This window comes from Phenylobacterium soli (assembly GCF_003254475.1).
In the GTDB taxonomy this organism is placed as follows: domain Bacteria; phylum Pseudomonadota; class Alphaproteobacteria; order Caulobacterales; family Caulobacteraceae; genus Phenylobacterium; species Phenylobacterium soli.
This window is the reverse complement of the sequence record NZ_QFYQ01000001.1, coordinates 882,824-906,889: the sequence shown is the minus strand read 5'-3', so window position 1 is coordinate 906,889 and position 24,066 is coordinate 882,824. Positions and strand designations below refer to the sequence as shown.

Here is a 24,066-nt window from a genome sequence, read left to right as displayed (position 1 = left end):
CCGCGAATTCACGTGTCAGGCGACGGACCTGAAGCTATCGCGCCCTCCTTCCGGGGGGAGAACAGCGTATGTCGATGGTTCGTTTCCGCACTCTGGGCCTGGCCGCCCTGGCGTTCGTCGCGCTGGGGTGCGTCGCGCTGGCGGGAAGCGCCGCGGCGCAGAGCGCCGCCCCGGCGCTGAGCGCCGCTGACCTAGCCCTCGCCGAGGCGTTCATCGCCACCGCCAACAGCGCCGACCCCCGCGTCCGCGACGCCTTCCTGGCGCGCCACATGGCCGCCAAGCCGATGCTGCCGCCGGCGGAATTCCCGCTGATCCTGCAACGGATCGGGGCGACGAGCGGCGGCGTGCGCCTGACCTCAGCGAGCCGGCGCGGCCGGTTCATCCGGCTGATCGTCCAGGCCGCCAACGGCCGTACGGCGCGGATCGACCTCGACGTCGACCCTGCCGCGCCCGACAGCCTGCTGGGCGTGCTGCCGGTGGCGACGCCGACGCCCTACGAGGGGCCCAGGCTGACGGCGCCGGCGAGCCGGCGCGAACTGGCCGAGGCCATCGACCGGCGGGTGCGCTTCTCCGCCGAGCGCGACGATTTCTCCGGCGCGGTGTTGGTGATGAAGGGCGCCGAGGTGATCTACCAGGGCGCCTTCGGCCAGGCCGACAAGGACCTCGGCGCGCCGGTCACCCTGGACAGCCGGTTCAACCTCGGTTCCATGGACAAGCAGTTCACGGCGGTCGCCATCGCCCAGCTGGTCGAGCAGGGAAGGCTCAGCCTCGACAGCCGCCTGATCGACGTCCTGCCGGACTATCCCAACCGCGACGCCGCGCAGAAAATCACCATCCGCCATCTGCTCACCCACTCGGCCGGTCTCGGCATGCTGTGGGAGCGGCCGAAGTGGGAGCGGCTGACGACCTTCCGCCGCATGTCCGACCTGCTGCCGGTGTTCGCCGCCGAGCCCCTCGCGTTCGAGCCGGGGACGCAGTCGGACTACGCCAACGAAGGCTTCCTCGTGCTGGGGGCCGTGGTCGAGAAGGTCTCGGGCCAGAGCTGGTACGACTATGTCCAGAAGAACGTCTTCGACCGCGCGGGCATGAGTCACACCGGCTATCCGGCGCTCGACGAGATCGCGCCCGGCCGGGCCGTGGGTTACCGCTTCGGCGACGACGACCCCCTCGGCTTCGGCGCGCGGCGGCCGAACTGGACGATCGCCGTCTGGCGCGGCAACGCCTGCGGCGGCGGCTATTCCACGGTCGGCGACATGATCCGATTCCTGCAGGCGCTGCGGGATGGCCGGCTGATTAAGCCCGAGACGGCGGCCCTCTTCACCACCGCCGCGCCGCATGGCCTGGCCGACTACGGCATGGGCTTCGAGAACGCCCGCGCGGCCAACGGCCGGACGATCCGCGGCCACAACGGCGGCGGCCCGCAGTCGGGCATCAATTCCGAAGCCAAGATCGTCTGGGAGACGGGCTACGCCTATGCCGTGCTCGGCAACTACGACGCGCCCTTCGCCCAGGCCCTCGGTGGCGATATCGCCGAGATGCTGGCGCTCCAGGACTGAGCGGATGGCCTAGGCGAAGTCCTTCGCCAGCTCGGCCCGCGAGGCCGGGGAGACGCCGGCGAGGTGGCTGTAGTGCTCGTGGTCGCAGCCGACCAGGATCTGGGTCGCCGGATCGCGGAAGCGGGCGATGTGATCGGGCTTAAGCGGGAAGCGCAGGAAGTGCACCGAGGAGGTCTTGCCGTCCTCGCGGGTGCGTTCCACGTCGCCTTCGGGCACGCCGGACACCTTCTCCTCGCCGATCTGCAGGAAGAAGCGATCCTCCACCCCGCCGAGCCTGGCCAGCATCGCGGCGCGGCGCACCGGATCCTCGATCTCGAACAGCACCGTGGCGACGAGCTCGGAGCCCTTGGGGATCAGCGGATTGTAGGCCGCCAGCTCATCGGGCACCTGGGCCGCGCCGCCCTTCTCGATGAGCAGCATCTCCTGGATCTGGAAGAGCATGGTCTCGTAGCACTCGAAGTGCACCGTGCAGGCCGGCCCCAGCTCGACGCGGCGCAGGCGCTTGATCGGCAGCAGGGCGGCGCGGCGCTCCTTGCGCACCTTGGCGAACTCCGCGTCGGACAACAGGTCGGCGGGCGTCACTTCGCGTTGGGCTGAAGGCATCACATCAATCCATAGGCTTGGGCGAAGACTTCGATCGGATGGGCCTGGCGCGGCGGGTTCTTGCCGTCCTTGACCTCGGTCTCGAGGAGCTGGCCCAGGTGCTTGCAGGCGAGCGGGCAGTCCGAGCAGATCGTCTCGGCGTTCTTGCCGGCCATCTGGCGGGCGGCGGCGCGCCCGACCTTGTTGGCCACGGCGTGGGTCGCCTTCATCACCCCGAAGGTGCCCCCGTGGCCGGAGCAGCGCTCGACCAGCTCCACCTGGGTATCGGGGATCAGCTTCAGCATCTCGAGCGACTTGGCGCCCATGTTCTGGGCCCGGGCGTGGCAGGCGTGATGGACGGTGACGCCGCCGGCCACGGCGGTCAGGCCGGGCGCGACGCCGAGCGTTCGGTTCAGCTCGACGACATATTCGCAGACGTCGCGGGTGGCGCCGGAGAGCGCCTTCACCGAGGCGTCCTCGGGCAGCATCAGCGGCCACTCGAACTTCATCATCAAACCGCAGGAGGCGGTGAGGGCCACCACGTCGTAGCCCTTGTCGATCCACGGCCCGAAGGCGGCGGCGACCCGGCGGGCGCGGCCCGCCACGTCGGAGATGTTTCCGGCCTCGAGCTGGGGCATGCCGCAGCATTCCGGATAGACCAGCTCCACCTCGCAGCCCTGGTGGGCCAGCACCTTGGCGGCGGCCACGGCGGTGTCGGGCTCGTTGTAGTCGACGAAGCAGGTCGCATAGAGGGCGACCTTCTTCTTGCCGAAGGCCGGGCCTTGCGGATTGGGCGGGAAGGTCCCGCGCTTCACCCGGTCGGTGGCCGTCCTGGAGTGATAGGTCGGCAGCTCGGCCTCGGCGTCGATCTTGGCGATCGACTCCATGAGCTTGCGCAGCGGGGTGTTCTTGCGCGCCGTGGCCCAGTTGGCGATCGGGGCGACCGGCTTGGCGAGCTTGCCGTTGCGGTCGGTCTTGCCCAGCTGCTCGCGCACGAACTCGCGCTCGCCGGCCCGCCGCTTGGCGGCGCGGTAGCGCAGGATCAGGTGCGGGATGTCGATGTCGAACGGGTGCGGCGGGACATAGGGGCACTTCGTCAGGAAGCACATGTCGCAGAGGGTGCAGGCCTCGTCGACGTGGTCGTGCTCCTTGCGGCCGATGCCGTCGATTTCGCCCGTCGGGCTCTCGTCAATGGCGTCGAACAGCCTCGGGAAGCTGTCGCACAGGTTGAAGCAACGCCGGCACGTGTGACAGACGTCGAACTGGCGTTGCAGCTCGGCGTAGACCTTCTCGAGGTCGTAGTAGTCGTCGTCCTGCCAGGCGATCGGCCGGCGGAAGGGCGCATCGAGGCTGCCCTCTCGGCGAGGGTCTTTGACGTCTTCGCTCACGGGATCACCTTGCGGTCGGCCAGGATACGACTGTCATCCCGGAAGCCGCGGCGGCTTCCGGGACGACATTGAAGGAGAGAGCGGTCAGTCCAGGCCGTCGAGGGCGCGCTGGAAGCGGCCGGCGTGCGACTTCTCGGCCTTGGCCAGGGTCTCGAACCAGTCGGCGATCTCGTCGAAGCCTTCGTCGCGGGCCGTCTTGGCCATGCCCGGGTACATGTCGGTGTACTCGTGGGTCTCCCCGGCGATGGCGGCCTTGAGGTTGTCCGAGGTGCCGCCGATCGGCAGGCCGGTGGCGGGGTCGCCGACAGCTTCCATGAACTCCAGGTGGCCGTGGGCGTGGCCGGTCTCGCCTTCCGCCGTGGAGCGGAACACGGCGGCGACGTCGTTGTAGCCTTCCACGTCGGCCTTCTGGGCGAAGTAGAGGTAGCGGCGGTTCGCCTGGCTCTCGCCGGCGAAGGCGGCCTTCAGGTTCTCGAGGGTCTTGCTGCTCGCGAGGCTCATGGTGATCACTCCCTTATGTCTCGCCCGGACGCCGAAGGGCGTCCCTGGAATTCGGTGGGCCGGGGCCCGGCCGCAGTATGACGAGCGCGGCCGATAGAGCAAAATCGCTTCTCTCGATATCTCGCATAGATTTCATCTATATATGGCCTCGGGAACCGCGTGGCCGGCCCTGCGCTTGTTGGGCGACAGCGAGAGGAGCCTGACGATGGGCGACAAGAACCAGATGCAAGGTGACCAGGGGCGCGATCCGGGCCGCCAGCAGGGCCAGGGAAGCGACATCCAGGGCGAGGGCAACTACGACGCGGCCCGCCGCTTCGACGCCGAGGAGCGGTCCTTCGTCGAGAAGGGGCCCGTGGAGAAGAAGGCGCGCGAGGCCGAGCAGGCGCTCGACGGGCCCGAGGGCGAGGAGCTCGAGCGCGCCCGTCGCGAGAGCGGCGCCCGCGGCGGCGAGGCCGACGGCTGAGCCTCAGCCGGCCGCGTCGATCTCGGAGAAGGTCTTGCCCTTGGTCTCACGCGCCAGCAGGGCGGCCACGAAGCTGATCGCGCAGGCGGTCGCCACATAGGCCGAGATCGGCACGGTCGAGCCCGTGGCCTTGAGCAGGCCGATGGCGATGATCGGCGCGAAGGAGCCGCCGACGATGGCCGGCAGCTGGTAGCAGAGCGAGGCGCCGGAATAGCGCACGCGGGTCGGGAACAGCTCGGCGATGAAGGCCCCCTGCGGGCCATTCATGGCGCTGTGGATCAGCACGGCCAGAAACGTCGCGCCGGCGATCACCAGCGGCGAGCCGGTGCGCACCAACGGAAAGAAGGCGAACACCCAGAGTGACAGCCCCACCGCGCCGGCGATGTAGACCGGCCGGCGGCCGACGCGGTCGGAGAGCGCGGCCCACAGCGGCATGCTGGCCGCCCCGGCGACGCCGCCCGCCAGGACGCCGTTGAGCGCGACGCTGCGCGGCAGGTGCAGGACCTCGGTCAGGTAGGTCATGGCGAAGGCGGTGACCACGTAATAGGAGATGTTCTCCGCGAGCTTCAGGCAGGCGCCGAGCGCGACGCGGGAGCCCTTCGTCTTCAGCACCTGGACGATGGGGGCGGCGTGCGCCCCCTCGGCCTCTTCCAGGGCGGCCTCGAACACCGGGCTCTCGGCCACAGCGGAGCGCAGCCACAGGCCGACGACGATCAGGGCGGCCGAGAACAGGAACGGGATCCGCCAGCCCCAGGCCAGGAAGTCGTGCTCGGAAAGACCGGCCGCGAAGCCCGCGAGGATCGCGGTGGCCAGGAGGTTGCCGACCGCGCCGCCGGCCTGGACGACGCCGCACCAGAAGCCGCGGCGCGGCGCCTCGGCGTACTCGGCCGCCATCAGCATGGCCCCGCCCCACTCGCCGCCGACGCCGATCCCCTGCAGCAGGCGCATGAAGGTGAGGAGGATCGGGGCCAGCATGCCGGCCCCGGCGTAGGTCGGCAGCAGGCCGATCGCGAAGGTCGAGCCGCCCATCAGCATCAGGCTGGCCATCAGGAGCTTCTTGCGCCCGGTCCGGTCGCCGAAGTGGCCGAACACCACCGCCCCCAGCGGCCGCGCCAGGAAACCCAGCGCATAGGTGGTGAAGGCCAGCATGGCCCCGGTCAGGGGATCGGCCTTGGGGAAGAACACCCTGTTGAACACCAGGGCCGCCGCCGAGGCGTAGAGTAGGAAGTCGTACCACTCGATGGTGGTGCCGATGGCCGCGCCGAACACCGCTCGGCGGCGCTCCGATAGGGTCGCGATGCGGGGCAGCGCGCCGCGCGGGGCGGCGTCCAGGGTCGTCTCCGGGGCGGCGGTCATGCGGTCTCCGCGTCAATCTCGGCGAAGCTCTTGCCGCGGGTCTCGCGCGCCATCAACGCCGCGATGACGCTGACCGAGCAGGCGAGCGCCACATAGATGGCGATCGGCAGGGCCGAATGGGTCTGTTTGAACATGGCCAGGGCGATGATCGGCGCCAGCGAACCGGCGACGATCGAGGTCGCCTGGTAGGCGAAGGACGCGCCCGAATAGCGGAAGCGGGTGGGGAAGAGCTCGGCGATGAACGCCGCCTGCGGTCCGTACATGGCGCCGTGGCAGACGAGGCCGACGGCCACAGCCGCGACGATCAGCGGGGCGGAGCCGGTGTCGAGCAGGCGGAAGAAGGCGAAGGCCCAGAGCGCCATGCCGGCCGCACCGATCGCATAGACCGGGCGCCGGCCGACCCGGTCGGAGAGCCAGGAGAAGAGCGGCATGGTCACGACCTCCACCGCCGCCCCGATCAGCAGGGCGTTCAGCGCGATGGCGCGCGACAGGTGGGCGACCTCGGTCAGGTAGGTGATCGAGAAGGCGGTGAGCACGTAGTAGCAGATGTTCTCGCCCAGCCTGAGGCCCGCGCCGATGGCCAGGCCGCCAGGGCGCTTCCTCACCGCTTCGACGAGCGGCGCCTTGGGGATCTCATGCTCGCGCTCGGCGAGGGCCTGGAAGACCGGCGTCTCCTCCAGGCTGACCCGCACCCACCAGCCCACCGCCACCAGCACCGCCGAGAGCAGGAAGGGCACGCGCCAGCCCCAGGCCATGAAGTCGGCGTCGCTCTGGAAGGCGGCCATCAGCGCCAGGATGGCGGCGGCCACGAGGTTGCCGGCCGGCACCCCGACCTGGGGCCAGCCGGCCCAGGTCCCGCGCCGCTTCGCATCGCCGTATTCGGCGGCCATCAGCACCGCCCCGCCCCACTCGCCGCCGACGGCGAAGCCCTGCAGCAGGCGAAGCAGGGTGAGCAGCAGGGGCGCGAGGACGCCGACCTGGGCGAAGGTCGGCAGGAGGCCGATGGCGAAGGTCGAGCCGCCCATCATGACGAGGCTCGCCATCAGCAACTTCTTGCGCCCAATGCGGTCGCCGAAGTGGCCGAAAACGATGCCGCCCAGCGGTCGGGCGACGAAGCCGAGCGCGTAGGTGGTGAAGGCCAGCATGGCGCCGGTCAGCGGGTCGGCCTTGGGGAAGAACAGCTTGTTGAAGACCAGGGCCGCGGCGGTCCCGTAGAGGAAGAAGTCGTACCACTCGATGGTGGTGCCGATCAGGCTGCCGAAGATCACCTTGCGCATGGCGCCCGGCGCGGCGGCGGGCGGCGCGGCGCCCGCGGCGATGGTGCTCATGGTTCCTCCCGAACGGCCGATCATGACGCCGGCCTTGGCCGCACCATGCCCCGCGCCGCGCGCGGTGGCTACTTCGCCTTCAGGCTCGCCACATAGGCCCGCACAAGCGCGAGACCCTCATCGTGCACGGTGGATCGGCCGAGCTCGGGCATCATCACGCCAGGCTCGGTGGAGCCCATGCGGTGGACCAGGATCGAGCCGTCCGGGTCGCCAGGGGCGATGTCGAAGAGCAGGCCACCCGAACCCTTGCCGGCCGCGACCGGCCGCTTGCCGACGCCGATGACCGGCGCGCGGGTCTCCTCCAGGTCGAGGAACAGGCCGGAGTTGCTGGCCGCGCCGTGGGCGTTGTGACAGTGGCCGCAGTTGCCGTCGAGGTAGGCGCGGGCGCGGGCCTCGAGCGGTTCGCGCGCGTCGTTCCAGACCGCCGTCCGCGGTGCGGCGGCCGGCGCCGGCGCGCCGGCGAGCAGGCCCGTGCGGGTCCAGTGGGCGAGCTGGTTCTCGCGCCCCTCCGGATAGGCGTAGTCGCCGTTGAGATTGCGCGCCTTGGGCCCGATCGGCGTCAGGTCCTCGCCCACCGAGTGGCATTCCTTGCACTGGTTGGCGTTGGGCACCGCATAGTCCACGTGGCGCGGCCGACCGCCGGCGTCCAGGAAGTCGACGCCCAGCCGCTTGCCGGCGCGCTTCAGCACCGCCTCGGTCTGCTCCTCGTTCCAGACGTAGGCCAGCGCTACCCAGCCGCTCTTCCGGTGGATCAGCAGCCGCGTCTCGACGAAGCGCACCTTCTCGTCCGGGCGACGGAAGTCGGCGGGGTAGGCGAAAGTCTTGACCAGGGTCGCGCCGACCGGAAGGTCGAGCACCCCGCTCGGCCGGTAGCCGGCCTTCACGCCCGGCGGCAGGTAGAGGTAGCGCTGCTTGAGCGCATAGTCGGAGAACAGCGGCGTGTTCAGGGCATAGGGCGTGACGCCGGCGTTGGGCCGCCGCGCGCCCGGGTCGGTGAACAGGCGATAAGCGGAAAGCTCGGCCGCGGGCGTGTCGCTCATCAGGACGTCCCGCGCCACCGGGGCCGGCGGCGGGGCGGCCCCGACCAGCGCCAGGGCGAGGACCGCCGCGAACAGCCGCCTCAAAGCGTCGCCTGCGCCTTGGGCAGGACCACCGGCGCCGGCTCGGCGACGGCGCCGTCGTCGATGGCCGGGGTCACCTGCGGCTTGGCGGTGAACACCGCGCCGGGGGCGGCGAAGTGCAGGTTGGCGACCGGGCCGTCGGTGATCCGCACATGCACCGCCTGGGGCGCGCTGGCGCCCTTGGGCGTGAAGTTGGTCACCCCGTCCCAGATCACCGGCGGCAGGGCGCCGCCCATGGCCTTGGCCATGATCGCCCCACCCGGGAACTGCGGGTCGAAGCCGTTCTTGCCGATCTTGTTGTCGTGCACCGTGATGTCGCGCGGCAGCGGGTTGTAGGTCAGGTCCGCATAGTCGTTGGTGTAGGCGACCAGCATCACCGCTGCGGTGGCGTTGGCGTCGATGTCATTGCCGAACACGTGGACGTCACGGTTGGCCATGATCATCACGCCCGTGCCGGTCGGCACCTGGGCGACGATGTTGCCCTTGGGGGCGAAGTTCGGGGTGTCGTTCTGGACGACCCTGTTGTGGAAGATGCGGGTGGAGTGGCCGCCCATCTGCGGCAGGCCGGGCAGGTCGAAGACCAGGATGCCGCCGGCGTTATGGGTCGACAGGTTGTCGTGGACGTCGGCGTTCATCGAGTTCTCGATCTCGATGCCGGCGACGTTGAACTGCGCCGTGGAATTCCTGACCACGATGTTCTTCGACTGGCCGACGTAGATGCCGGCGTCGGAGGCGCCCTTCACGGTCACCTTGTCGATGAGGACGTTGGTGGAGCTCACCGGATAGACGCCGTAGGCGCCGTTGGTGGCCTTGGGCCCGCCGGTCCATTCGACCCGCAGGTTGACGAAGCTGATCTGGTCGACGCCCTTGGCCTTGATCCCGTCGCCCTTGGCGTCCTCGACTGCGAGGTCGCGGACCGTCACCTGGCTGGAGGAGATCAGGAGGCCCGAGCCGGAGCCCTTCTGGTCCTTGAACGAGAGCACCGTGGCCTCGGGCCCGGCGCCCTTGACCACCACGTTGGCGACGTCCAGCGACAGCCCGTCGGTGAGCTCGTAGCGGCCGGCGGCCAGCTCCACGGTGTCGCCCGGCTTGGCGTCGAGCAGGGCGGTCTGCACCTTCTCCTGGGCGTCGCCGCCCGGCGTCACCGCGATCACCTTCGCTTCGGCGGCGCTCGCCAGCAGCGTGGCCGACAACAGGCTCGACAACAGGGCCGCGCCCGTCAGCAGGGTCTTCATCCGATCCTCCCCGATCTTCTCGACGCCGCCTAAAACAGCGGTATGCCGTTGGCGGCAGGAAGGCCGGTTCGCCGCGCGCCGTCAATGCCGAGTGGGCCGGGGCGGGAGCCTCAGCTGCGGAAGTTGCGGAAGGTGATCGAGTAGCGGAGCTGGCCCACCGGCGGAATGGAGTGCTCCCATTCGGTGCGCGCCGCCCCGGAGAGCAGGTAGGCCGAGCGCGGCTCCAGCGTCAGGCTGGCGCGCTCGAAGCCTGCGGGCGTGCGCCGCCTGAGGCGGAAGACGCAGGGCGCCAGCAGCGAGATCCCGACCACCTCGGCGAACACCGGCCGGTCCCTGTGCCAGCCGATCGGGGCGCCCGGCTCGTACTTGTTGATCAGCACCTGCTGCAGGTCGGCCGGGGCGTGGCCGGCCAGGGCCGCCGCCGCCGCGCGCAGCGGCAGCAGCTCGCCCGGGATGTCGTCGGCCTTCAGCAGGTGGCTGCGGTTGAAGTCGTACTGCCAGCCGAAGGAGACGACCTGTCGGCGGCCCTCGTAGCCGCGGAACTCGAAGGCCCTGAATGGCAGGGTCCCGAGCCAGGCGGCCAGGGCGGCCTCGGCTTCGGCGTCGACGAACTCGCGGCGATAGACGAAACCATCCGGCAGGTGGGCCGGCGCGACGGGGGGCAGGTCGAACAGGCTGGCCTGGTGGGCGGGCGTCTTGGCCATAGCGCCATCCTAACGCGGCCGGCCTTGCCACGATGCGGCCATTGCGGCGTTGATGCTTTGGACGTCCGGTTTCCGCCGTGGTGCGCGCATGCAGCTCGAGTGCTTCAAGACCATTCCCGATCCGCCGCAGCTGATCCCTGGCCGGCCCGAGCGGCGCTGGATGGACGCCTTCGCCAGCCGCGCGCCCTACCGCTGCCTGCCGCTGACCATGGCCAACACCACCGGCTGGGAGATCCTCTGCCCGTTCGGCTTCACCGCCGAGTGGAGCGGCGGGACCTCGACGGCGGCGATCCGCATCATTCCGGACGATCCGAACATCAAGAACCCGCAGGGCTTCGTGCAGTCGCACTTCGCCTATGGGACCCTGACCTTCCACACCGGCTATCTGTTCCGCACCCAGCCCGGCTGGGCGGTGCTGACCTCGGGCCCGCCGAACCACCCCAAGCACGGCATCCAGCCGCTGACCGGCCTCGTGGAGACCGACTGGCTGCCCTTCCCCTTCACCATGAACTGGCTGTTCACCGCGCCCGGCCGCGTGCGCTTCGAGAAGGACGAGCCGTTCTGCTTCATCAACGTCGTCGAGCACAACCAGCTCGAGCGGTTCGAGCCGGTGCTGAAGACCCTCGACAGCGACCCCGAGCTGAAGCGCCAGTACGAGACCTGGTCGACCTCGCGGGCCGAGTTCAACCAGCAGCTCCAGGCCGGCGACCCCGACGCCCTCAAGCGCTCCTGGCAGAAGTTCTACTTCCGCGGCGAGACGCTCGAAGGCGACAAGGTCGAAAGCCACGTGAACAAGCGCCGGCTCAAGGCGCCCGAGACCGAGAAGTAGGTCAGCCGAGCCGCCCCACCGCCTCCGCCACCGCCTGCGTCTGTTCGAGGACGACCATGTGGCCGGCCTCGGGGATCGAGACCAGCTCGGCGCCGGCGATGCCCTTCTTGAAGGCGTGGGCGTAGGCCGGCGGGATCAGCCGGTCGCTGTCGCCCCAGACGATCACCGTGCGCGCCTTGATGCGGTAGAGCCGCTGCTGGAGCCCCCGTTCCGGGATGGGGAACAGGATGCGGCCCGCCATGCCGAGCTGGCGCGCGTTGGTCACCAGGTACTGCTGCAGGAAGCCCGGATCCTCGACGTTGCGCCCGGCGGTGAGCATGGCCGCGCCCGCCGCCTCGTCGTGGAACAGCAGCGCCGGCATCTCGTAGGGCAGGGTCGCGAAGAGGTCGGGGATCGGGTGGGCGTCGTCCCACAGGCCGGCCGGGGCGATCAGCGCCAGGCGGCTGACGTCGTTGGGCTGCACCGCGGCCATCTCGGCGGCGATCATGCCGCCCATCGAATGGCCGACGAGGATCGGGTCCTTCAGGCCGAGCGCGGCGGCCACGTCCCAGGTGTGGAGGGTGAAATCCAGCATGTCACGGATCTCGGGCGCCTCCTCGCTGTCGCCGTAGCCGGGGACCAGCGGGGCGTAGACGTGGTGCGTCTTGGCGAGGGCGGCGAGGAACGGATCCTCCGGCGTGACGCCGCCGGCGCCGTGCAGGAAGACGAGGTCGGGACCGGACCCGCCCTCGATGTAGCGGACCGGAACGTGGTGGGTCTGGACGGTCTTGAGTTCCATCGTGGCCTCCTCCCTCACTCGGCCGGGATCGGCGCGCGCGCCGGCGAGGCCGGCAGCGAGCCGGCGGCGACCTGGGCGATCGGCTTGCACCAGAACCGGTCGTCGTCGGCGTAGTCGGGGAACATGTTGCGCAGCTTGGGCATGACCTTCTCGGCGAACAGCCGGGTCGAATACATGCACTTGTCGGCGGGCATGTTCCCGACGTGCATCAGGCAAAAGATGTTGCCGACGTGCAGGCCCTTGATCAGGTCCTCCATCCGCTGGCGCACGGTTTCCGGCGAACCGGCGATGACGTGGCCCTGCTCGGTGAGGTCCTTCCAGGTGAGCTCGGCGTAGCCGCCGCGCGGCGGGGCGTATTGCGACAAGGCGCCGGTCTGGATGGTCTTGATGGTCCGGTAGCCGGGCGCGTCGGCGAAGCCCGGATAGACGTGCAGGCAGCGATTGTAGAAGTAGCTGACGTGCTCCGAATACAGCCGCTCGGCCTCCTCGTCGGTCTCGGCCACGCAGATCGTCTGGGCGAAGCCGGCGCGATAGGGACTCTTGTCCGGCGCGCCGCGCTCCTCCACCCGCTGCCAGTAGCCGTTCATCAGCGCCTGGGCCCGCAGGTACCCGGAGAAGCTGAGGTAGGAGTAGGAATAGGTGTTGTCGATGCAGAAGTCGTAGGTCTCGACCGAGCCGCCGCCGGGGATGTGCACCGGCGGATGCGGCTGCTGGATGGGCCGCGGCCAGATGTTCACGTGGCGCAGCTTGTTGTAGCGGCCGTTGAACGCGAACGGATCGCGCTCCGTCCAGGCGCGGATGATCAGCTCGTGCGCCTCGGCGTACTTCTCGCGGGTCAGCGAGGGGATCTGGCCGTAGCAGTAGTTGGTGTCCATCGAGGTGCCGACCGGGAAGCCGGCCACCAGCCGCCCGCCGGAGATGCAGTCCAGCATGGCGAACTCCTCGGCCACGCGGACCGGCGGATTGTAGAGGGCGATGGAGTTGCCGAGCACCACCAGGCCGACGTCCTTGGTGCGGCGCGCCAGGCCCGCGGCGATGATGTTCGGCGAGGGCATGATGCCGTAGCCGTTCTGGTGATGCTCGTTGACCCCGATGCCGTCGAAGCCGAGGTCGGCGGCGTATTCGAGCAGGTCCATATAGGTGTTGTAGACCTCATGGCTCTTCACCGGATCGAACAGGCGCTGGTCGATGTCGACCCAGACCGAACGGTTCTTCTCCCGGAAATCGTCCGGCAGATAGGGCCACGGCATCAGGTTGAACCAGGTGAACTTCATCGGTCTTCCTCCCATGCCCCGCCTCTGACGGGCGGTGGCTGAACGACGATAATCCAACGACGGGGGAGTCCAAGCGCCATACCGCTTCGACTTGCCGGATGTGAATCGGCCACCGGCTTTGCATCCGATGCTGCGCGAGCGTCCCGAGCGGCGTTAGAGAGGTCGCATGGCTTTCGAGATCCTCGACGTCCAGCCCATCTACGAGGGCTATTCCACCCTGGTCATGGCGACCCTCTCGGCGCCCGATGGCTCCACCTTCCGGCGCGAGATCGAGCACCACGGCGACGCCGCCTGCGTCCTGCCTTATGACCCAGAGCGGCGTTGCGCCCTGCTGGTCAGCCTGCCGCGGGCGCCGGTCACCTGGCGCGGCGGCCCCGACCAGCTCCTCGAGGCGCCGGCGGGGATGATCGACGAGGGCGAGGACGCGCAGACCTGCGCCCGGCGCGAGGCGCTGGAGGAGGCGGGGGTGAAGCTCGGAGCCCTGGAGCCGCTGGGCGCGGTCTACGCGAGCCCGGGGGTCTCCACCGAGCGCATCGCGCTCTATCTGGCGCCCTATGCCCGAACCGACCGGGTCGGCGACGGCGGCGGCCTGGACCACGAGCAGGAGCACATCACCGTGCTGGAAGTCCCCCTCGCCGAGCTCTGGAGCAAGCTGGAGGGCGGCGAGCTGACCGACCTGAAGTCCTTCACCCTCGTCTATGCGTTGAAGGCGCGTCGTCCGGAGCTGTTCGCATGACACCGGGTTTCATCGGCTGGGCCCTCGACCGCGGCGAGCGCGAGGCGCTGCTGAAGCGCTTCGCGCCGCGCTACCCCAAGCCGGTCGCCGACCACGTGACCCTGAAGTTCGGCGACGCGGCGGCGGCGCTGCCGACCGCCACGGCGGGCGAGATCGTCGGCGAGGCTGACGACGGCGCCGGCGTCCAGGCCATGGTCGTGCGCATCGGTGGAACGACAGACCGGCCGGACGGCTCGACCTACCACATCACCTGGTCGCTCGGTCCAGGCCGCCAGGCCAAGGAAAGCAACGACGTGATCCGGGACCGCGGTTGGCGGCCGTTCGAGGCGCCCGTGCCGCTGCGCCTGATCCCGAGCGCCTATCCGCGCTGACTGAGCAGGCTTGGCAGCAGGCCGACGAGCCGAGTGCTAAACACCTGATTTTGCAGGAACAATCTCGCGAATCGCGCATAGTTCCCTTGCGCGGCGCCCGCGCGCGCCGCGCATCGGACCAACAACGCCGAGGTTTGCGCATGATGGCGTCGCCCGAGTTCCGCAAGCAGCTGGAAGGCTACAGTCTGGCCACCGCGGAGATCCTTTACCGGATGCCGGACCATCCCAGCCTGCTGCAGAGCTACATCTGGCAGGACTACGATCTCTGTCCGGAATTCCCCGCCCTGCGGAAGTTCCTGGATTTCTGGAGCCGCACCCTGGACGGGCCGCTGTTCAAGGTGACCGTCGCCCACTGCCGGCTGATCAAGCCGGCGGAGCTGAAGGCTGTCGGCGCGGAGTTCAGGCTGCACTAGCCTCTTGTCACAGTCCCTCTAGCCAGGGCGCGGCGGGCGTGGACTGATGGCGGCGCTTCCCGTCGCCGAAAGTCCGCCGCTTGCGCCCCCTGATCCTCGCCTGCCTTGCCATTCTCGGGTTCGCGCTCGCCGGCTGCCAGGACAAGGTCCGGCGCCCCGCCTGCCCCGCCGGGCAGCGCTGCTTCGAGTTCGGCCTCGACCTGGAGCCCGCCACCCTCGACCCGCAGAAGGCCAACCTGATCTCCGAGAGCTGGGTGATCGGCGACCTGATGATGGGGCTGACCACCGAGGCGCCCGACGCCAGCCCGGCTCCCGGCGGAGCGACCTCCTGGGAGACCAGCCCCGACGGCCTCGTCTGGACCTTCCACCTGCGCCGCGACGCGCGCTGGTCCGACGGCGTCCCGGTGACGGCCGACGACTACGTCTTCGGCCTGCAGCGGCTGCTCGATCCGAAGATCGCCTCGATCTACGCCTACCTCGCCTATGTCATCGAGGGCGGCCAGGCGATCAGCGAGGGCAAGGCCGCGCCCTCGACGCTCGGCGCCAAGGCCCTCGATCCCTACACCCTGCAGCTCAAGCTCGCGCACCCCGCGCCCTACCTGCCCGAGCTGACCAAGCACCAGAGCTTCTATCCCGCGCCCCGGCACGTGGTGGAGAAGTACGGCGACAAGTGGGTGACGCCCGGCCGCTACGTTTCGAACGGTCCCTACAGGCTGGTCTCCTGGCGACTCGGCGACCACATCGGTCTGGCCAAGAACCCGGCCTTCTTCGACGCTGCCCACGTCTGTTTCGACCGGGTGGACTATTTCGCGACGCCCGACGCCATCTCGGTCGAGCGGCGGATCCAGCGCGGCGAGCTCGACGCCACCAACACCTTCCTGTCGAACCGGATCACGCGGCTGAGGTCGGTGATGCCCGGCTACGTGCGCACCCACACCTCCCTCGCCACCCTCTACATGTCGTTCAACCGCGCGGTCCCAGCGCTGCAGGACCTGCGGGTGCGCCGCGCCCTCTCTCAGGCGGTCGACCGCGAGTTCATCACCGGCAAGCTGCTGCGCGCCGGCCAGCAACCGGCCTACGCCTTCGTCCCGCCGGGGGTGGCCAACTATCCGGGCGGCGCGCGCACCGTCTGGGCGGGCCGGCCGCTGACCGCGCGACAGGCCGAGGCCAGGACGCTCCTGGCGCAGGCCGGCTATTCGCCGGGCCGGCCGCTGAAGCTGGAGATCAAGACCACCAACAATCCGGAAAGCCTGCTGCTCGCCCAGGCGGTGCAGGCCGACTGGCGCGCGATCGGCGTCGACGCGAGCCTCGTCCAGAACGACGGGCCCGTGGCCTTCTCAGCCTACGCCAACCGCGATTTCCAGGTGGGGATGATGGTCTGGTACGCCGACTTCAACGACCCGATGACCTTCCTGGGCCTGCTCAAGTCTGACACCGGCGCCCAGAACTACGGCGACTATCGCAATCCGGCCTACGACGCCCTGCTGGACGCCGCCGACCGGGAGGCGGACGCGGCCCGGCGCGGCCAGATCCTGGCCCGCGCCGAGCGGCTGATGCTGGCGGACGAGGGCACGGTTCCGATCGACTTCACCGTCAACCGCGCCCTGGTGAACCCGCGCATCACCGGCTGGGTGGACAACGCGGAGAACTTCCACCGCACCCGCTGGCTCTGCCCGCGCTGACCGGCGGAGCCGGTCAGGTGAGCGGGGCGGCGCGGTCAGTAGCTGCGCCACTCGTAGTGGCAGTGACGCTTGCCGTTGGACTTGGCGATCTGGTGGCCGGCCACGGCGCCAACGCCGGCGCCGATGATCGTGCCGCCGGTGCGGCCGCCGCCGTGGCTGACGGCGTTACCCAGCAGGCCGCCGGTGATGGCGCCGACGACGGTGCCGGTGTTCTTCGCATGTCGGCTCGCGCCGCAGACCAGCACCTTGTGCCGGCCATGTTGAGGTTGCGCGCTCGCGACCATCGGGGCCGCCGCCAGGCTCAGGGCGGAAACGGCGAGAGTCGCGGACGCGATCAGCTTGTTGCGCAAAGGTCAGTTCTCCTTGGTTGCGGCGACACGCATCGGTCTGAAACGCCTGAGATATGCTCAAGGTTGCCGTCCGCCGGCCAAACCGCCCTTTGGCCTTCATGCGGACAACCTCCGGAACCAACCGTCGCCTCTTGTCTTTTTTCGGGCATTCCGCCGGCCAACCTGTTGAAAGGCCGGCAGCTCGGAGAAACGCCATGTCTGTTCTTGCCTGGATTGTGCTGGGCCTGATCGCCGGCTTCATCGCCAGCAAGCTCGTGAACCGGACCGGCGGCAGCCTGCTGCTCGACCTCATCCTCGGTGTCGTCGGCGCGTTTGTCGGCGGCTTCCTGTTCACCCGCTTCGGCGCCGCCGGCGTCACCGGTCTGAATATCTATTCCATCCTTGTCGCCATCGTCGGCGCCGTGGTGGTCCTGTTCATCTACCACGCCCTGGTCGGCCGACGGGCCCTATAGGACCCTGAAGGCGCGTCTCCGGACACGTCCGGAGCGCTTGGGGAGAGTTAGGAAGGCCCCGCCGCGAGGCGGGGCTTTCTGCGTTCGGGGGTCGGAACGCCGCCAAGGCCCCGCGGGTTGGCTGCCCGAATCTGTGGTCCCGGAGCACCCGCCATGGCCGACATCCGCAAGACAGAGCAGCGCTCGGGACCGAAGACCGGCGCCGGCGGGGGCGCGGCCTACCGCACCGGCTATGGGGCGGGGGGCCTGGGTTCGGGCGAGGACCGCGCCGACCCGGACGAGGCGGTCCGCGAGACCGCGACCTGGGATGCGCCCGGCGTCACGCCCGACGGCCATCGCACAGGCTCCTCGACGGACGGCCCGCGCACCGCAATGGACGGCGAAAGCGAGCCCGAGGCCGGCGACGACGAGGCGGCGGACTAGTTCATCGCCGCCGCGAGGCCGAGCCCCGGCGTCGGGGCGCGGGCCATGATCACCGTCTGCGCGTCTATCCTGCGGCCGCGCCGCTCCAGCTCCAGATGGATGTGGTCGGTGATACCGGCATAGCGGCCCTGCAGGCTGTGCGCCGTGCCCACGGCGTGGCCGAGCTCCACCGTCTGGCCGACCTCCACCTTGGGGTTCACGTAGAAGACCCGCGCCTGGAGGTGCAGGGCCGGATTGTCGATCTCGACGTACTTGAAGCGCTCGTCGCCCGGATAGGCGTAGCCGATCTTCGAGACGTAGCCGGAGATCGGAGCGAGCACGAGCTGGCCCGACCGGCTGTCGTAGTCGACGCCCTCGTGCGCCCGGGCGCCGCCATCGCGCGAGGCGTGGAAATAGCCGTCGCCGAAAGCGTCATGGCCGCGCGGCTCCCCGCCGGTCGGATTGGCGAAGTCCGGCGCGCCGTCGCCGTCGATGTCGAGCCCGTCCCAGACCGGCCCCTGCGGAGCGAGCTGCACGGCCTCGCGCGGCGCCGGCGCCGAGGTCAGCTGGGCCAGGGCGGGGACGGCGTCCCCGTTCCGGGCCTCCGCACGCACCGCCGCCTCGGCAATCCCGAGGGAGCCCACAGCCACGCCGATAGCAAGCGCAAGTATGCCGCGCGGACCGAAGGATTCCACACGCTCGGCGATGCGATGAACGAGCGTGACTGTCGAGAGGATCTGGCGGCGCATGGAGCGCTAGATGGGACAAACGAGGCGGCGATCTAATGCGTCATCTCGCCGCGACAACGGCTATACTGACAGACACCTCGAAGAGCTGCCGGCCGCTCAGATAATTCTGGCGTGAATGGGGCGCCGCCTCGGCCGATCGCTTCGTCGACTCGGCGCCGTCGCAGCCGAACCGCGTTCCGCCGGATCCGCAGCGCAATTGTCATGAAGCGGCGCCATTTTGCGCGCCCTCATGAAAGCGATTCTCCGCCCCCTGTTCGCCGGCGCCTTCCTGGCGCTCTCCGCCCTCGGTTCCGGCGCCGCCGGGGCCGCGCCGCACAACGTGATCATCTTCGTGGCCGACGGGCTGCGCTCGCGGATCGTGACGCCGCAGACCGCGCCCGCCCTGGCGCAGGTGCGCAGCGAAGGCGTCGACTTCGCCAACAGCCACTCGCTCTATCCGACGGTGACCACGCCGAACGCCTCGGCCATCGCCACCGGCCACTACCTCGGCGACACCGGCGACTTCGGAAACACAATCTGGGTGGGGAAGGGCTTTCCCGCGCCCTACGCCTCGCCGCTGGCGGGGCTCGAGAACAACGTCGTCCTCTCGCACGTGAACGAGCGCTACGCGGGCAACTACCTCGGCGAGGTGAACCTGCTGACGGCGGCCCGCGCCAAGGGCTACGCCACGGCGGTTATCGGCAAGCAGGGCCCGGCCGGGGTCCAGGACCTCCCCGCGCTGGCCGGGCGGGAAGGGATCGTCATCGACGACGACACCGGCTGGAAGGACGGGGAGGGCGTGCCGCTGCCCCCAGGGATCGCCGAGGCCATCAAGGCGGCGGGCCTGCCGGCAGAGGCGCCCGACCGCGGCCTGAACGGGTCCGGCGGCGCCTACAACATGCCCGGCGCGATCGTCGCCAATGTGGAGCAGCAGGACTGGTTCCTGAAGGTGGCTACCCAGGTGCTGCTGCCGCGCTTCAAGGCCGAAGGCCGGCCGTTCGTGCTGGTGTTCTGGTCGCGCGATCCGGACGGCACCCAGCACAACGAGGGCGACAGCCTCAACAGCCTGACCCCCGGCATCAACGGGCCGACGACCATGGCCGCGATCCGGAACGCCTCGAACGACCTTCAGGCCCTGCGCGACGCCGTGAAGGGCCTGGGCCTGGAGGCCGAGACCGACATTGTGGTCACCGCCGACCACGGCTTTTCGGTGATGTCGCGCCAGAGCCGGACGAGCGGCGCGGCGAAGCTGAAGTACCGGGATGTGACGCCCGGCTTCCTGCCGCCGGGCTTCCTGGCCATCGACCTCGCCCGGGCGCTGAAGCTGCCGCTGCACGACGGCAACGGCCTGCCGGTCGACCTGAAGGGCGGCTTCCGGCCGAAGAACGGGGCGCTGATCGGCGCCGATCCGGCCCATCCCGAGGTGGTGGTGGCGCCGAACGGCGGCACGAACCTGATCTGGCTGCCGGGCGCCAACGCCAAGGCGCTCGCCCGCCGGATCGCCGCCTTCCTTGCGACCCAGGACTACACCGGCGCCCTCTTCGTCCGGGACGCGCTGGGGCCGGTTCCCGGCGCCTTGCCGACCAGCGCCGTCAACCTCGTGGGCGCCTCGCGCACACCGCCCCCCGACATGGCGGTGGGCTTCCGCAGCTTCTCCACCGGCTGCGCCGATCCGGAGGTCTGCGGCGCCGAGGTGGCCGACAGCGAGCAGCAGCAGGGCCAGGGCATCCATGGCTCGTTCGGCCGCCAGGACACCCACAACTTCATGGCCGCCACCGGTCCCGATTTCCGCAAGGGGTTCGTCGATCCGGCGCCGGTCAGCAACGCCGACTGGGCGCCGACCCTGGCCCACGTCCTCGGGTTCGACATGGCGCCGCGCGGCCGGCTCACCGGCCGGGTGATGGCCGAGGCCCTGGCCGACGGTCCCGCCCCGCCGGAGAGCAAGGCGCTCGTCCTGCGCTCGGCGCCGGCCGCCAACGGCTTCGTGACCGTGCTGAACGCCCAGGAGGCGGAGGGCCGGCGCTACTTCGACGCGGCCGGCATGCCGGGCCGGACGATCGGCCTCAAGCCCTAGTCGGAACTCTCGCCTAGAGGGTCCAGACGAGGGTCAGGACCGTGATCAGCACCGTGATCCAGATCAGGGTGTTGACCAGCATGCGGACCATGCCGCGCTCGTGCTCGTCGGAAATCCCCAGCCGGTCGCAGACCAGGTTCGAGGGCAGCATCAGCAGGCGGAACATGGGACGGGCCCTTCCAGAAAGCCTTCTATGAGGCGGCGACGCGCATCGGCGGCAGCTCGCCGCGGTGGGCGGCGATTCCGAGCTGCAGGCTCTGGGCGATGATCTCGGCCCGCGAGACGAACAGGGCCGCCGCCTCTGGCGGGCAGGTCTCAGCGGCCGTCTCGCGGAACAGGTGCAGCCAGCGCGCGAAGTGGGTCGCCCGCGCGTCGGGCAGGCGCACATGGGCGGCCATCGGCGCCCCGTGGAAGCGGCCGGTCATCAGGAGAACCGAGGACCAGAAGTCGCACAGCTTGGCGAGGTGCTCGTTCCAGTCGACGATCACCGCGTTGAAGATCGGCCCGAGCGCAGGGTCCTTGCGGACCTTGGCGTAGAAGGCGTGGACGAGGCCCTGGATCATGTCCTCGGTGACCCCGGCGGCGGTTCCGGGGGCCAGCTGGGCGCGGCGTTCCTGGATCGAGCTCATAAGATGTATTTAGAATATTGCTTATGGTTTGGCCAGGGCCTACCTGTCGCAGGCAAGGGCCGGTCGGCCCGATCGTGCGAAGGACCCCGCCGGTGCTCGTCCTCACCGAGCAGACGCCCAACCCGGACGCCCTGAAGTTCATTCCCGAGCTCGCCCCCGGGGCGCGCCTCACCGAGGGCGCGACCTACGCCTTGGCCCGCAGCGGCTTCGATGCGGCGCGCTCGACGCTGGCCGCGGCGCTGTTCGGGCTGGCGGGCGTCGAGCGGGTGTTCGTCGCGCCGGGTTTCGTGACCGTCACCCGCGCCGCCGCGGGGCCGCCCTGGAGCGCCCTGCGCTACGCCGTCATCGCCGCGATCGCCGAGCATCTGGCCTCCGGCGCACCGGCCATCGCCGACGACTCGCCGCCGGTCGAGGACGCCGGCCAGGATCCGATCGAGGAGGAGATCCGGCAGGTGCTGGGGCTGCATGTCCGCCCGGGCGTCGCCCGCGACGGCGGCGACGTGCTGTTCGAGCGCTTCGACGCCGACACCGGGGTGCTGTGGATCCGCATGCAGGGGGCCTGCGGCGGCTGCCCCTCCTCACGCCTGACCCTGAAGTCCGGGATCGAGCAGATCGTGCGCCGCTACGTTCCCGAGGTGGCGCGGGTCGAGGAGATCGGCGGGGCGCCCGCGCCCGCCGGAGCCTCGCGCCTGCGCCGCTGGATCGAAGGCTTCGGCGGCCGCGGCGCCGGCGCGCGGCCGGTGTTCACCCACGGCGGACGGGAGATCCCGCGGCGTCCGGAGCGGACGCCCTAGTCCGCGGGGACCTCGACGCGGCTCAACAGGCCCTCGAGGGCGGCGCGGTTCTCCACCAGGTCAGCGAGGGTGTAGCTGTCCAGCACCTTCAGGAAGGCCGCGCGGGCCTGGTGCATGGCGCCGCGGAGCCGGCAGGCCGGGGTGATGGCGCAGGTCGCGTTGACCAGATCCAGGCAAGGGACGAAGGCGAGGTCCGGCTCGGTCTTGCGGACCACCTCGCCGAGCACGATCTCGGCCGCCGGCCGGGCCAGCTTCAGGCCGCCGTTCTTACCGCGGGTGGTCTCGAGATAGCCGGCCAGGCCCAGCTCGTGGACCACCTTCATCAGATGGTTGCGCGAGATGCCGTAGCTCGCCGCGATGCCGGCGATGGTCGGCCGCGCCCGGGACGGCTCGCCCGACGCCTTGGGCTCGCCGGTGACGGCCACGTACATCAGAACCCGCAGGGCGTAGTCGGTATAGACGGTCAGGCGCATGGAAGGGTTCGTTGGCGACGGAAGCGGGACAGGAGCGAGGCAGCGAGGCCGGAAAATTGCGAGCCCGATTGCGAGTTCGGCGTCCAGCTTGCCCCGGCCGCGCCGGAACCTCCAGCGCGATCCCCTTAAAATACTGGCAGCCGGGTCGTCGAACGGCGCTTGCGCAAATCCGAGTTGGTTGGTTATCGTTGATAAGTTATCTTTGATCTGGATCAAGGGCGCCCTTGAGAGACGCCCGGACAGTGACGCCAAAAGCGCAAGAGGGAACCGTCCATGGATATGACCGCCAAGTCTCAGGCGAAGACCGAGCATTTCGACGTGCTGATCGTGGGCGCCGGCATCTCCGGCGTCGGCGCGGCCTATCACCTGAAGGAGCAGTCGCCCGACAGGAGCTTCGTGATCCTGGACGCGCTGGATGACTTCGGCGGCACCTGGCACACCCACAAGTACCCGGGCATCCGTTCGGACAGCGACCTCTACACCTTCGGCTACCGCTTCAAGCCCTGGGTCGGCGCGCCGATCGCCACGGCCGACGAGATCCTCAAGTACATGGGCGAGGTGATCGAGGAGAACGATCTCGAGCGCCACATCCGCTACAAGCACAAGATCGCCAACGCCCGCTGGTCGAGCGAGACCAACACCTGGACGGTCGAGGCCCAGCGCACCGACACCGGCGAGACCCTCACCTTCACCTGCAACTTCCTCTGGATGTGCCAGGGCTACTACCGCCATTCCGAGGGCTTCACGCCGGACTGGCCGGGGATGAAGGACTTCAAGGGCCAGATCGTCCACCCGCAGACCTGGCCCGAGAACCTCGACTACAAGGGCAAGAAGGTCATCGTCATCGGCTCGGGGGCGACCGCGGCCACCCTGGTGCCGGCGATCGCCGACGACACCGCCCACACCACCATGCTGCAGCGCTCGCCGACCTACTTCGTGCCGGGCCGCAACGTCGACGACATGGCCGACCAACTGCGCGCCCTGGAGATCGACGAGAACTGGATCCACGAGATCGTCCGCCGCCAGCGCCTGAAGATGGGCGAGGAGTTCACCCGCCGCGCCTTCGAGGAGCCGGAGGCGGTGAAGCAGGAGCTGCTGGCCGGCGTCTCGGCCTTCGTCGGCCCCGAGGTCACCGAGAAGCACTTCACCCCGCGCTACCGCCCCTGGCGCCAGCGCATCGCCTTCGTGCCGGAGGGCGACATCTTCCAGAAGGTCGGCGAGGGCAAGGCCAGCGTCGTCACCGACGAGATCGAGCGCTTCACCGACAAGGGCATCCTCCTGAAGTCGGGCCAGGAGCTGGAAGCCGACATCATCGTCACCGCCACCGGCTTCCGCCTGTGCGTGCTCGGCGATATCAAGTTCGAGGTGGACGGCAAGCCCATCGACTTCGCCGACACCGTCACCTACCGCGGCATGATGTTCACCGGCGTGCCCAACATGGTGTGGGTGTTCGGCTACTTCCGGGCCAGCTGGACCCTGCGCGTCGACATCATGGGCGACTTCGTCTGCCGCCTGCTGAACCACATGAAGAAGAAGGGCGTCGCCAAGGTCAGCGTCCAGCTGCGGCCCGAGGACAAGGACATGCCGCGCCTGCCCTGGATCGACGAGGACAACTTCAACCCCGGCTATCTGATGCGCGACATCGACCTGATGCCGCGCCGGGGGAACAAGCCCGAGTGGCAGCACACCCAGGACTACTGGGCCGAGCGCAACGAGCTCCCGAAGGTCGACCTCGACGGGCCGGAGTTCCGCTACGAGGGCCAGGCCGTGCGGCCCGAGGCGGTCGCCGCGGAGTAGGTTCAGACGCCCGCCTCTCCCGAGCGGAGCTTGGGAGAGGCTTTTCTTTG

Annotated in this window: 27 protein-coding genes; 12 read left to right on the top strand and 15 right to left on the bottom strand. The window is 69.7% G+C overall.

The annotated features are described in order from the left end of the window. Positions 1-68: 68 nt before the first annotated feature. Positions 69-1,556: a serine hydrolase domain-containing protein gene (locus DJ017_RS04590; protein ID WP_111527603.1), complete on the top strand. Its 1,488-nt coding sequence runs from the start codon at positions 69-71 to the stop codon at positions 1,554-1,556. 9 nt (positions 1,557-1,565) lie between these two features. On the opposite strand, the gene DJ017_RS04585 is transcribed toward DJ017_RS04590, so the two are convergent. From DJ017_RS04585 to DJ017_RS04575, 3 genes are all read right to left on the bottom strand, one after another. Then, positions 1,566-2,159, bottom strand: a complete 594-nt coding sequence (locus DJ017_RS04585; protein WP_111527602.1) for a DUF3501 family protein — start codon at positions 2,157-2,159, stop codon at positions 1,566-1,568. Continuing rightward, complete coding sequence (locus DJ017_RS04580; RefSeq protein WP_111527601.1) at positions 2,159-3,526, bottom strand: heterodisulfide reductase-related iron-sulfur binding cluster; 1,368 nt, start codon at positions 3,524-3,526, stop codon at positions 2,159-2,161. The genes DJ017_RS04585 and DJ017_RS04580 overlap by 1 nt, the downstream gene beginning before the upstream one ends. Positions 3,527-3,610: 84 nt before the next feature. Further along, a complete protein-coding gene (locus DJ017_RS04575) occupies positions 3,611-4,027 on the bottom strand; it encodes a rubrerythrin family protein (protein ID WP_111529967.1) in 417 nt (138 codons plus the stop codon). A gap of 205 nt (positions 4,028-4,232) precedes the next feature. On the opposite strand from DJ017_RS04575, the gene DJ017_RS04570 reads away from it, so the two are divergent. Then, positions 4,233-4,490: a hypothetical protein gene (locus tag DJ017_RS04570; RefSeq protein ID WP_227000021.1), complete on the top strand. Its 258-nt coding sequence runs from the start codon at positions 4,233-4,235 to the stop codon at positions 4,488-4,490. Positions 4,491-4,493: 3 nt separating this feature from the next. Here the strand turns inward: DJ017_RS04570 and DJ017_RS04565 are convergent, their stop codons facing one another. From DJ017_RS04565 to DJ017_RS04545, 5 genes are all read right to left on the bottom strand, one after another. Beyond that, entirely contained in the window at positions 4,494-5,846 is a 1,353-nt protein-coding gene (locus tag DJ017_RS04565; protein ID WP_111527600.1) for an MFS transporter, read from the bottom strand. Continuing rightward, positions 5,843-7,174 carry an MFS transporter gene (locus DJ017_RS04560; RefSeq protein WP_111527599.1) on the bottom strand — a complete coding sequence of 444 codons (1,332 nt, stop codon included), beginning with the start codon at positions 7,172-7,174 and terminating at the stop codon, positions 5,843-5,845. Before DJ017_RS04560 ends, DJ017_RS04565 begins: the two co-directional genes overlap by 4 nt. Before the next feature lie 68 nt (positions 7,175-7,242). After that, on the bottom strand, positions 7,243-8,298 hold the full coding sequence (locus DJ017_RS04555; RefSeq protein ID WP_111527598.1) for an SO2930 family diheme c-type cytochrome: 1,056 nt from the start codon (positions 8,296-8,298) through the stop codon (positions 7,243-7,245). Next, the gene (locus DJ017_RS04550; protein WP_111527597.1) at positions 8,295-9,530 is read right to left on the bottom strand and encodes a parallel beta-helix domain-containing protein; all 1,236 of its coding nucleotides are present in this window, start codon (positions 9,528-9,530) and stop codon (positions 8,295-8,297) included. The genes DJ017_RS04555 and DJ017_RS04550 overlap by 4 nt, the downstream gene beginning before the upstream one ends. Positions 9,531-9,640: 110 nt before the next feature. Beyond that, on the bottom strand, positions 9,641-10,234 hold the full coding sequence (locus DJ017_RS04545; protein WP_111527596.1) for an alpha-ketoglutarate-dependent dioxygenase AlkB: 594 nt from the start codon (positions 10,232-10,234) through the stop codon (positions 9,641-9,643). A gap of 88 nt (positions 10,235-10,322) precedes the next feature. On the opposite strand from DJ017_RS04545, the gene DJ017_RS04540 reads away from it, so the two are divergent. After that, the gene (locus DJ017_RS04540; RefSeq protein WP_111527595.1) at positions 10,323-11,063 is read left to right on the top strand and encodes a DUF6065 family protein; all 741 of its coding nucleotides are present in this window, start codon (positions 10,323-10,325) and stop codon (positions 11,061-11,063) included. A gap of 1 nt (position 11,064) precedes the next feature. Here DJ017_RS04540 and DJ017_RS04535 read toward each other — a convergent pair whose 3' ends face one another. Further along, a complete protein-coding gene (locus DJ017_RS04535; RefSeq protein WP_111527594.1) occupies positions 11,065-11,841 on the bottom strand; it encodes an alpha/beta fold hydrolase in 777 nt (258 codons plus the stop codon). 14 nt (positions 11,842-11,855) lie between these two features. Then, positions 11,856-13,115, bottom strand: coding sequence for an LLM class flavin-dependent oxidoreductase (locus tag DJ017_RS04530; RefSeq protein ID WP_111527593.1), 1,260 nt, complete (start codon positions 13,113-13,115; stop codon positions 11,856-11,858). Positions 13,116-13,281: 166 nt separating this feature from the next. Here DJ017_RS04530 and DJ017_RS04525 point away from each other — a divergent pair, with 166 nt between their 5' ends. The 4 genes from DJ017_RS04525 (at position 13,282) to DJ017_RS04510 (ending at position 16,317) form a co-directional block, all read left to right on the top strand. Further along, entirely contained in the window at positions 13,282-13,851 is a 570-nt protein-coding gene (locus DJ017_RS04525) for an NUDIX domain-containing protein (RefSeq protein ID WP_111527592.1), read from the top strand. Beyond that, on the top strand, positions 13,848-14,222 hold the full coding sequence (locus DJ017_RS04520; RefSeq protein ID WP_111527591.1) for a hypothetical protein: 375 nt from the start codon (positions 13,848-13,850) through the stop codon (positions 14,220-14,222). The genes DJ017_RS04525 and DJ017_RS04520 overlap by 4 nt, the downstream gene beginning before the upstream one ends. 140 nt (positions 14,223-14,362) lie before the next feature. Next, positions 14,363-14,635 (top strand): usg protein, encoded by a 273-nt coding sequence (locus DJ017_RS04515; protein ID WP_111527590.1) that lies wholly within the window; start codon positions 14,363-14,365, stop codon positions 14,633-14,635. An 80-nt stretch (positions 14,636-14,715) separates the two neighbouring features. Continuing rightward, positions 14,716-16,317 (top strand): peptide ABC transporter substrate-binding protein, encoded by a 1,602-nt coding sequence (locus tag DJ017_RS04510; RefSeq protein WP_111527589.1) that lies wholly within the window; start codon positions 14,716-14,718, stop codon positions 16,315-16,317. 35 nt (positions 16,318-16,352) lie between these two features. Here the strand turns inward: DJ017_RS04510 and DJ017_RS04505 are convergent, their stop codons facing one another. Beyond that, entirely contained in the window at positions 16,353-16,667 is a 315-nt protein-coding gene (locus tag DJ017_RS04505; protein WP_227000020.1) for a glycine zipper 2TM domain-containing protein, read from the bottom strand. Between the two features lie 194 nt (positions 16,668-16,861). Between DJ017_RS04505 and DJ017_RS04500 the strand changes: the two genes are divergently transcribed. Continuing rightward, positions 16,862-17,119, top strand: coding sequence for a GlsB/YeaQ/YmgE family stress response membrane protein (locus DJ017_RS04500; RefSeq protein WP_111527588.1), 258 nt, complete (start codon positions 16,862-16,864; stop codon positions 17,117-17,119). 153 nt (positions 17,120-17,272) lie between these two features. Beyond that, the gene (locus DJ017_RS04495) at positions 17,273-17,542 is read left to right on the top strand and encodes a hypothetical protein (protein WP_111527587.1); all 270 of its coding nucleotides are present in this window, start codon (positions 17,273-17,275) and stop codon (positions 17,540-17,542) included. Here the strand turns inward: DJ017_RS04495 and DJ017_RS04490 are convergent. Continuing rightward, positions 17,539-18,270 (bottom strand): M23 family metallopeptidase, encoded by a 732-nt coding sequence (locus DJ017_RS04490; RefSeq protein ID WP_111527586.1) that lies wholly within the window; start codon positions 18,268-18,270, stop codon positions 17,539-17,541. The two genes, DJ017_RS04495 and DJ017_RS04490, sit on opposite strands and share 4 nt — an antisense overlap. A gap of 229 nt (positions 18,271-18,499) precedes the next feature. Between DJ017_RS04490 and DJ017_RS04485 the strand changes: the two genes are divergently transcribed. Beyond that, positions 18,500-20,323, top strand: coding sequence for an alkaline phosphatase family protein (locus tag DJ017_RS04485; protein ID WP_111529964.1), 1,824 nt, complete (start codon positions 18,500-18,502; stop codon positions 20,321-20,323). Positions 20,324-20,336: 13 nt separating this feature from the next. Here the strand turns inward: DJ017_RS04485 and DJ017_RS20230 are convergent, their stop codons facing one another. Together DJ017_RS20230 and DJ017_RS04480 are read right to left on the bottom strand one after the other, a co-directional pair. Beyond that, a complete protein-coding gene (locus tag DJ017_RS20230) occupies positions 20,337-20,489 on the bottom strand; it encodes a hypothetical protein (RefSeq protein ID WP_165830523.1) in 153 nt (50 codons plus the stop codon). 25 nt (positions 20,490-20,514) lie between these two features. Next, positions 20,515-20,952 (bottom strand): group III truncated hemoglobin, encoded by a 438-nt coding sequence (locus tag DJ017_RS04480; protein WP_111527585.1) that lies wholly within the window; start codon positions 20,950-20,952, stop codon positions 20,515-20,517. 74 nt (positions 20,953-21,026) lie between these two features. Between DJ017_RS04480 and DJ017_RS04475 the strand changes: the two genes are divergently transcribed. Further along, complete coding sequence (locus DJ017_RS04475; protein ID WP_227000019.1) at positions 21,027-21,746, top strand: NifU family protein; 720 nt, start codon at positions 21,027-21,029, stop codon at positions 21,744-21,746. On the opposite strand, the gene DJ017_RS04470 is transcribed toward DJ017_RS04475, so the two are convergent. After that, positions 21,743-22,219 (bottom strand): Rrf2 family transcriptional regulator, encoded by a 477-nt coding sequence (locus tag DJ017_RS04470; protein WP_111527583.1) that lies wholly within the window; start codon positions 22,217-22,219, stop codon positions 21,743-21,745. The genes DJ017_RS04475 and DJ017_RS04470 overlap by 4 nt on opposite strands. A 279-nt stretch (positions 22,220-22,498) precedes the next feature. Here DJ017_RS04470 and DJ017_RS04465 point away from each other — a divergent pair, with 279 nt between their 5' ends. Next, positions 22,499-24,016 carry a flavin-containing monooxygenase gene (locus DJ017_RS04465; protein ID WP_227000018.1) on the top strand — a complete coding sequence of 506 codons (1,518 nt, stop codon included), beginning with the start codon at positions 22,499-22,501 and terminating at the stop codon, positions 24,014-24,016. Positions 24,017-24,066 lie beyond the last annotated feature (50 nt).

Excerpts from the sequence above, each read along its gene's own strand:
- DJ017_RS04590 (WP_111527603.1), top strand. The coding sequence starts at position 69 with ATGTCGATGGTTCGTTTCCGCACTCTGGGCCTGGCCGCCCTGGCGTTC.
- DJ017_RS04585 (WP_111527602.1), bottom strand. The coding sequence starts at position 2,159 with ATGCCTTCAGCCCAACGCGAAGTGACGCCCGCCGACCTGTTGTCCGAC.
- DJ017_RS04575 (WP_111529967.1), bottom strand. The coding sequence starts at position 4,027 with ATGAGCCTCGCGAGCAGCAAGACCCTCGAGAACCTGAAGGCCGCCTTC.
- DJ017_RS04570 (WP_227000021.1), top strand. The coding sequence starts at position 4,233 with ATGGGCGACAAGAACCAGATGCAAGGTGACCAGGGGCGCGATCCGGGC.
- DJ017_RS04565 (WP_111527600.1), bottom strand. The coding sequence starts at position 5,846 with ATGACCGCCGCCCCGGAGACGACCCTGGACGCCGCCCCGCGCGGCGCG.
- DJ017_RS04560 (WP_111527599.1), bottom strand. The coding sequence starts at position 7,174 with ATGAGCACCATCGCCGCGGGCGCCGCGCCGCCCGCCGCCGCGCCGGGC.
- DJ017_RS04550 (WP_111527597.1), bottom strand. The coding sequence starts at position 9,530 with ATGAAGACCCTGCTGACGGGCGCGGCCCTGTTGTCGAGCCTGTTGTCG.
- DJ017_RS04545 (WP_111527596.1), bottom strand. The coding sequence starts at position 10,234 with ATGGCCAAGACGCCCGCCCACCAGGCCAGCCTGTTCGACCTGCCCCCC.
- DJ017_RS04540 (WP_111527595.1), top strand. The coding sequence starts at position 10,323 with ATGCAGCTCGAGTGCTTCAAGACCATTCCCGATCCGCCGCAGCTGATC.
- DJ017_RS04535 (WP_111527594.1), bottom strand. The coding sequence starts at position 11,841 with ATGGAACTCAAGACCGTCCAGACCCACCACGTTCCGGTCCGCTACATC.
- DJ017_RS04530 (WP_111527593.1), bottom strand. The coding sequence starts at position 13,115 with ATGAAGTTCACCTGGTTCAACCTGATGCCGTGGCCCTATCTGCCGGAC.
- DJ017_RS04525 (WP_111527592.1), top strand. The coding sequence starts at position 13,282 with ATGGCTTTCGAGATCCTCGACGTCCAGCCCATCTACGAGGGCTATTCC.
- DJ017_RS04520 (WP_111527591.1), top strand. The coding sequence starts at position 13,848 with ATGACACCGGGTTTCATCGGCTGGGCCCTCGACCGCGGCGAGCGCGAG.
- DJ017_RS04515 (WP_111527590.1), top strand. The coding sequence starts at position 14,363 with ATGATGGCGTCGCCCGAGTTCCGCAAGCAGCTGGAAGGCTACAGTCTG.
- DJ017_RS04500 (WP_111527588.1), top strand. The coding sequence starts at position 16,862 with ATGTCTGTTCTTGCCTGGATTGTGCTGGGCCTGATCGCCGGCTTCATC.
- DJ017_RS04495 (WP_111527587.1), top strand. The coding sequence starts at position 17,273 with ATGGCCGACATCCGCAAGACAGAGCAGCGCTCGGGACCGAAGACCGGC.
- DJ017_RS04490 (WP_111527586.1), bottom strand. The coding sequence starts at position 18,270 with ATGCGCCGCCAGATCCTCTCGACAGTCACGCTCGTTCATCGCATCGCC.
- DJ017_RS04485 (WP_111529964.1), top strand. The coding sequence starts at position 18,500 with ATGAAAGCGATTCTCCGCCCCCTGTTCGCCGGCGCCTTCCTGGCGCTC.
- DJ017_RS20230 (WP_165830523.1), bottom strand. The coding sequence starts at position 20,489 with ATGTTCCGCCTGCTGATGCTGCCCTCGAACCTGGTCTGCGACCGGCTG.
- DJ017_RS04480 (WP_111527585.1), bottom strand. The coding sequence starts at position 20,952 with ATGAGCTCGATCCAGGAACGCCGCGCCCAGCTGGCCCCCGGAACCGCC.
- DJ017_RS04470 (WP_111527583.1), bottom strand. The coding sequence starts at position 22,219 with ATGCGCCTGACCGTCTATACCGACTACGCCCTGCGGGTTCTGATGTAC.
- DJ017_RS04465 (WP_227000018.1), top strand. The coding sequence starts at position 22,499 with ATGACCGCCAAGTCTCAGGCGAAGACCGAGCATTTCGACGTGCTGATC.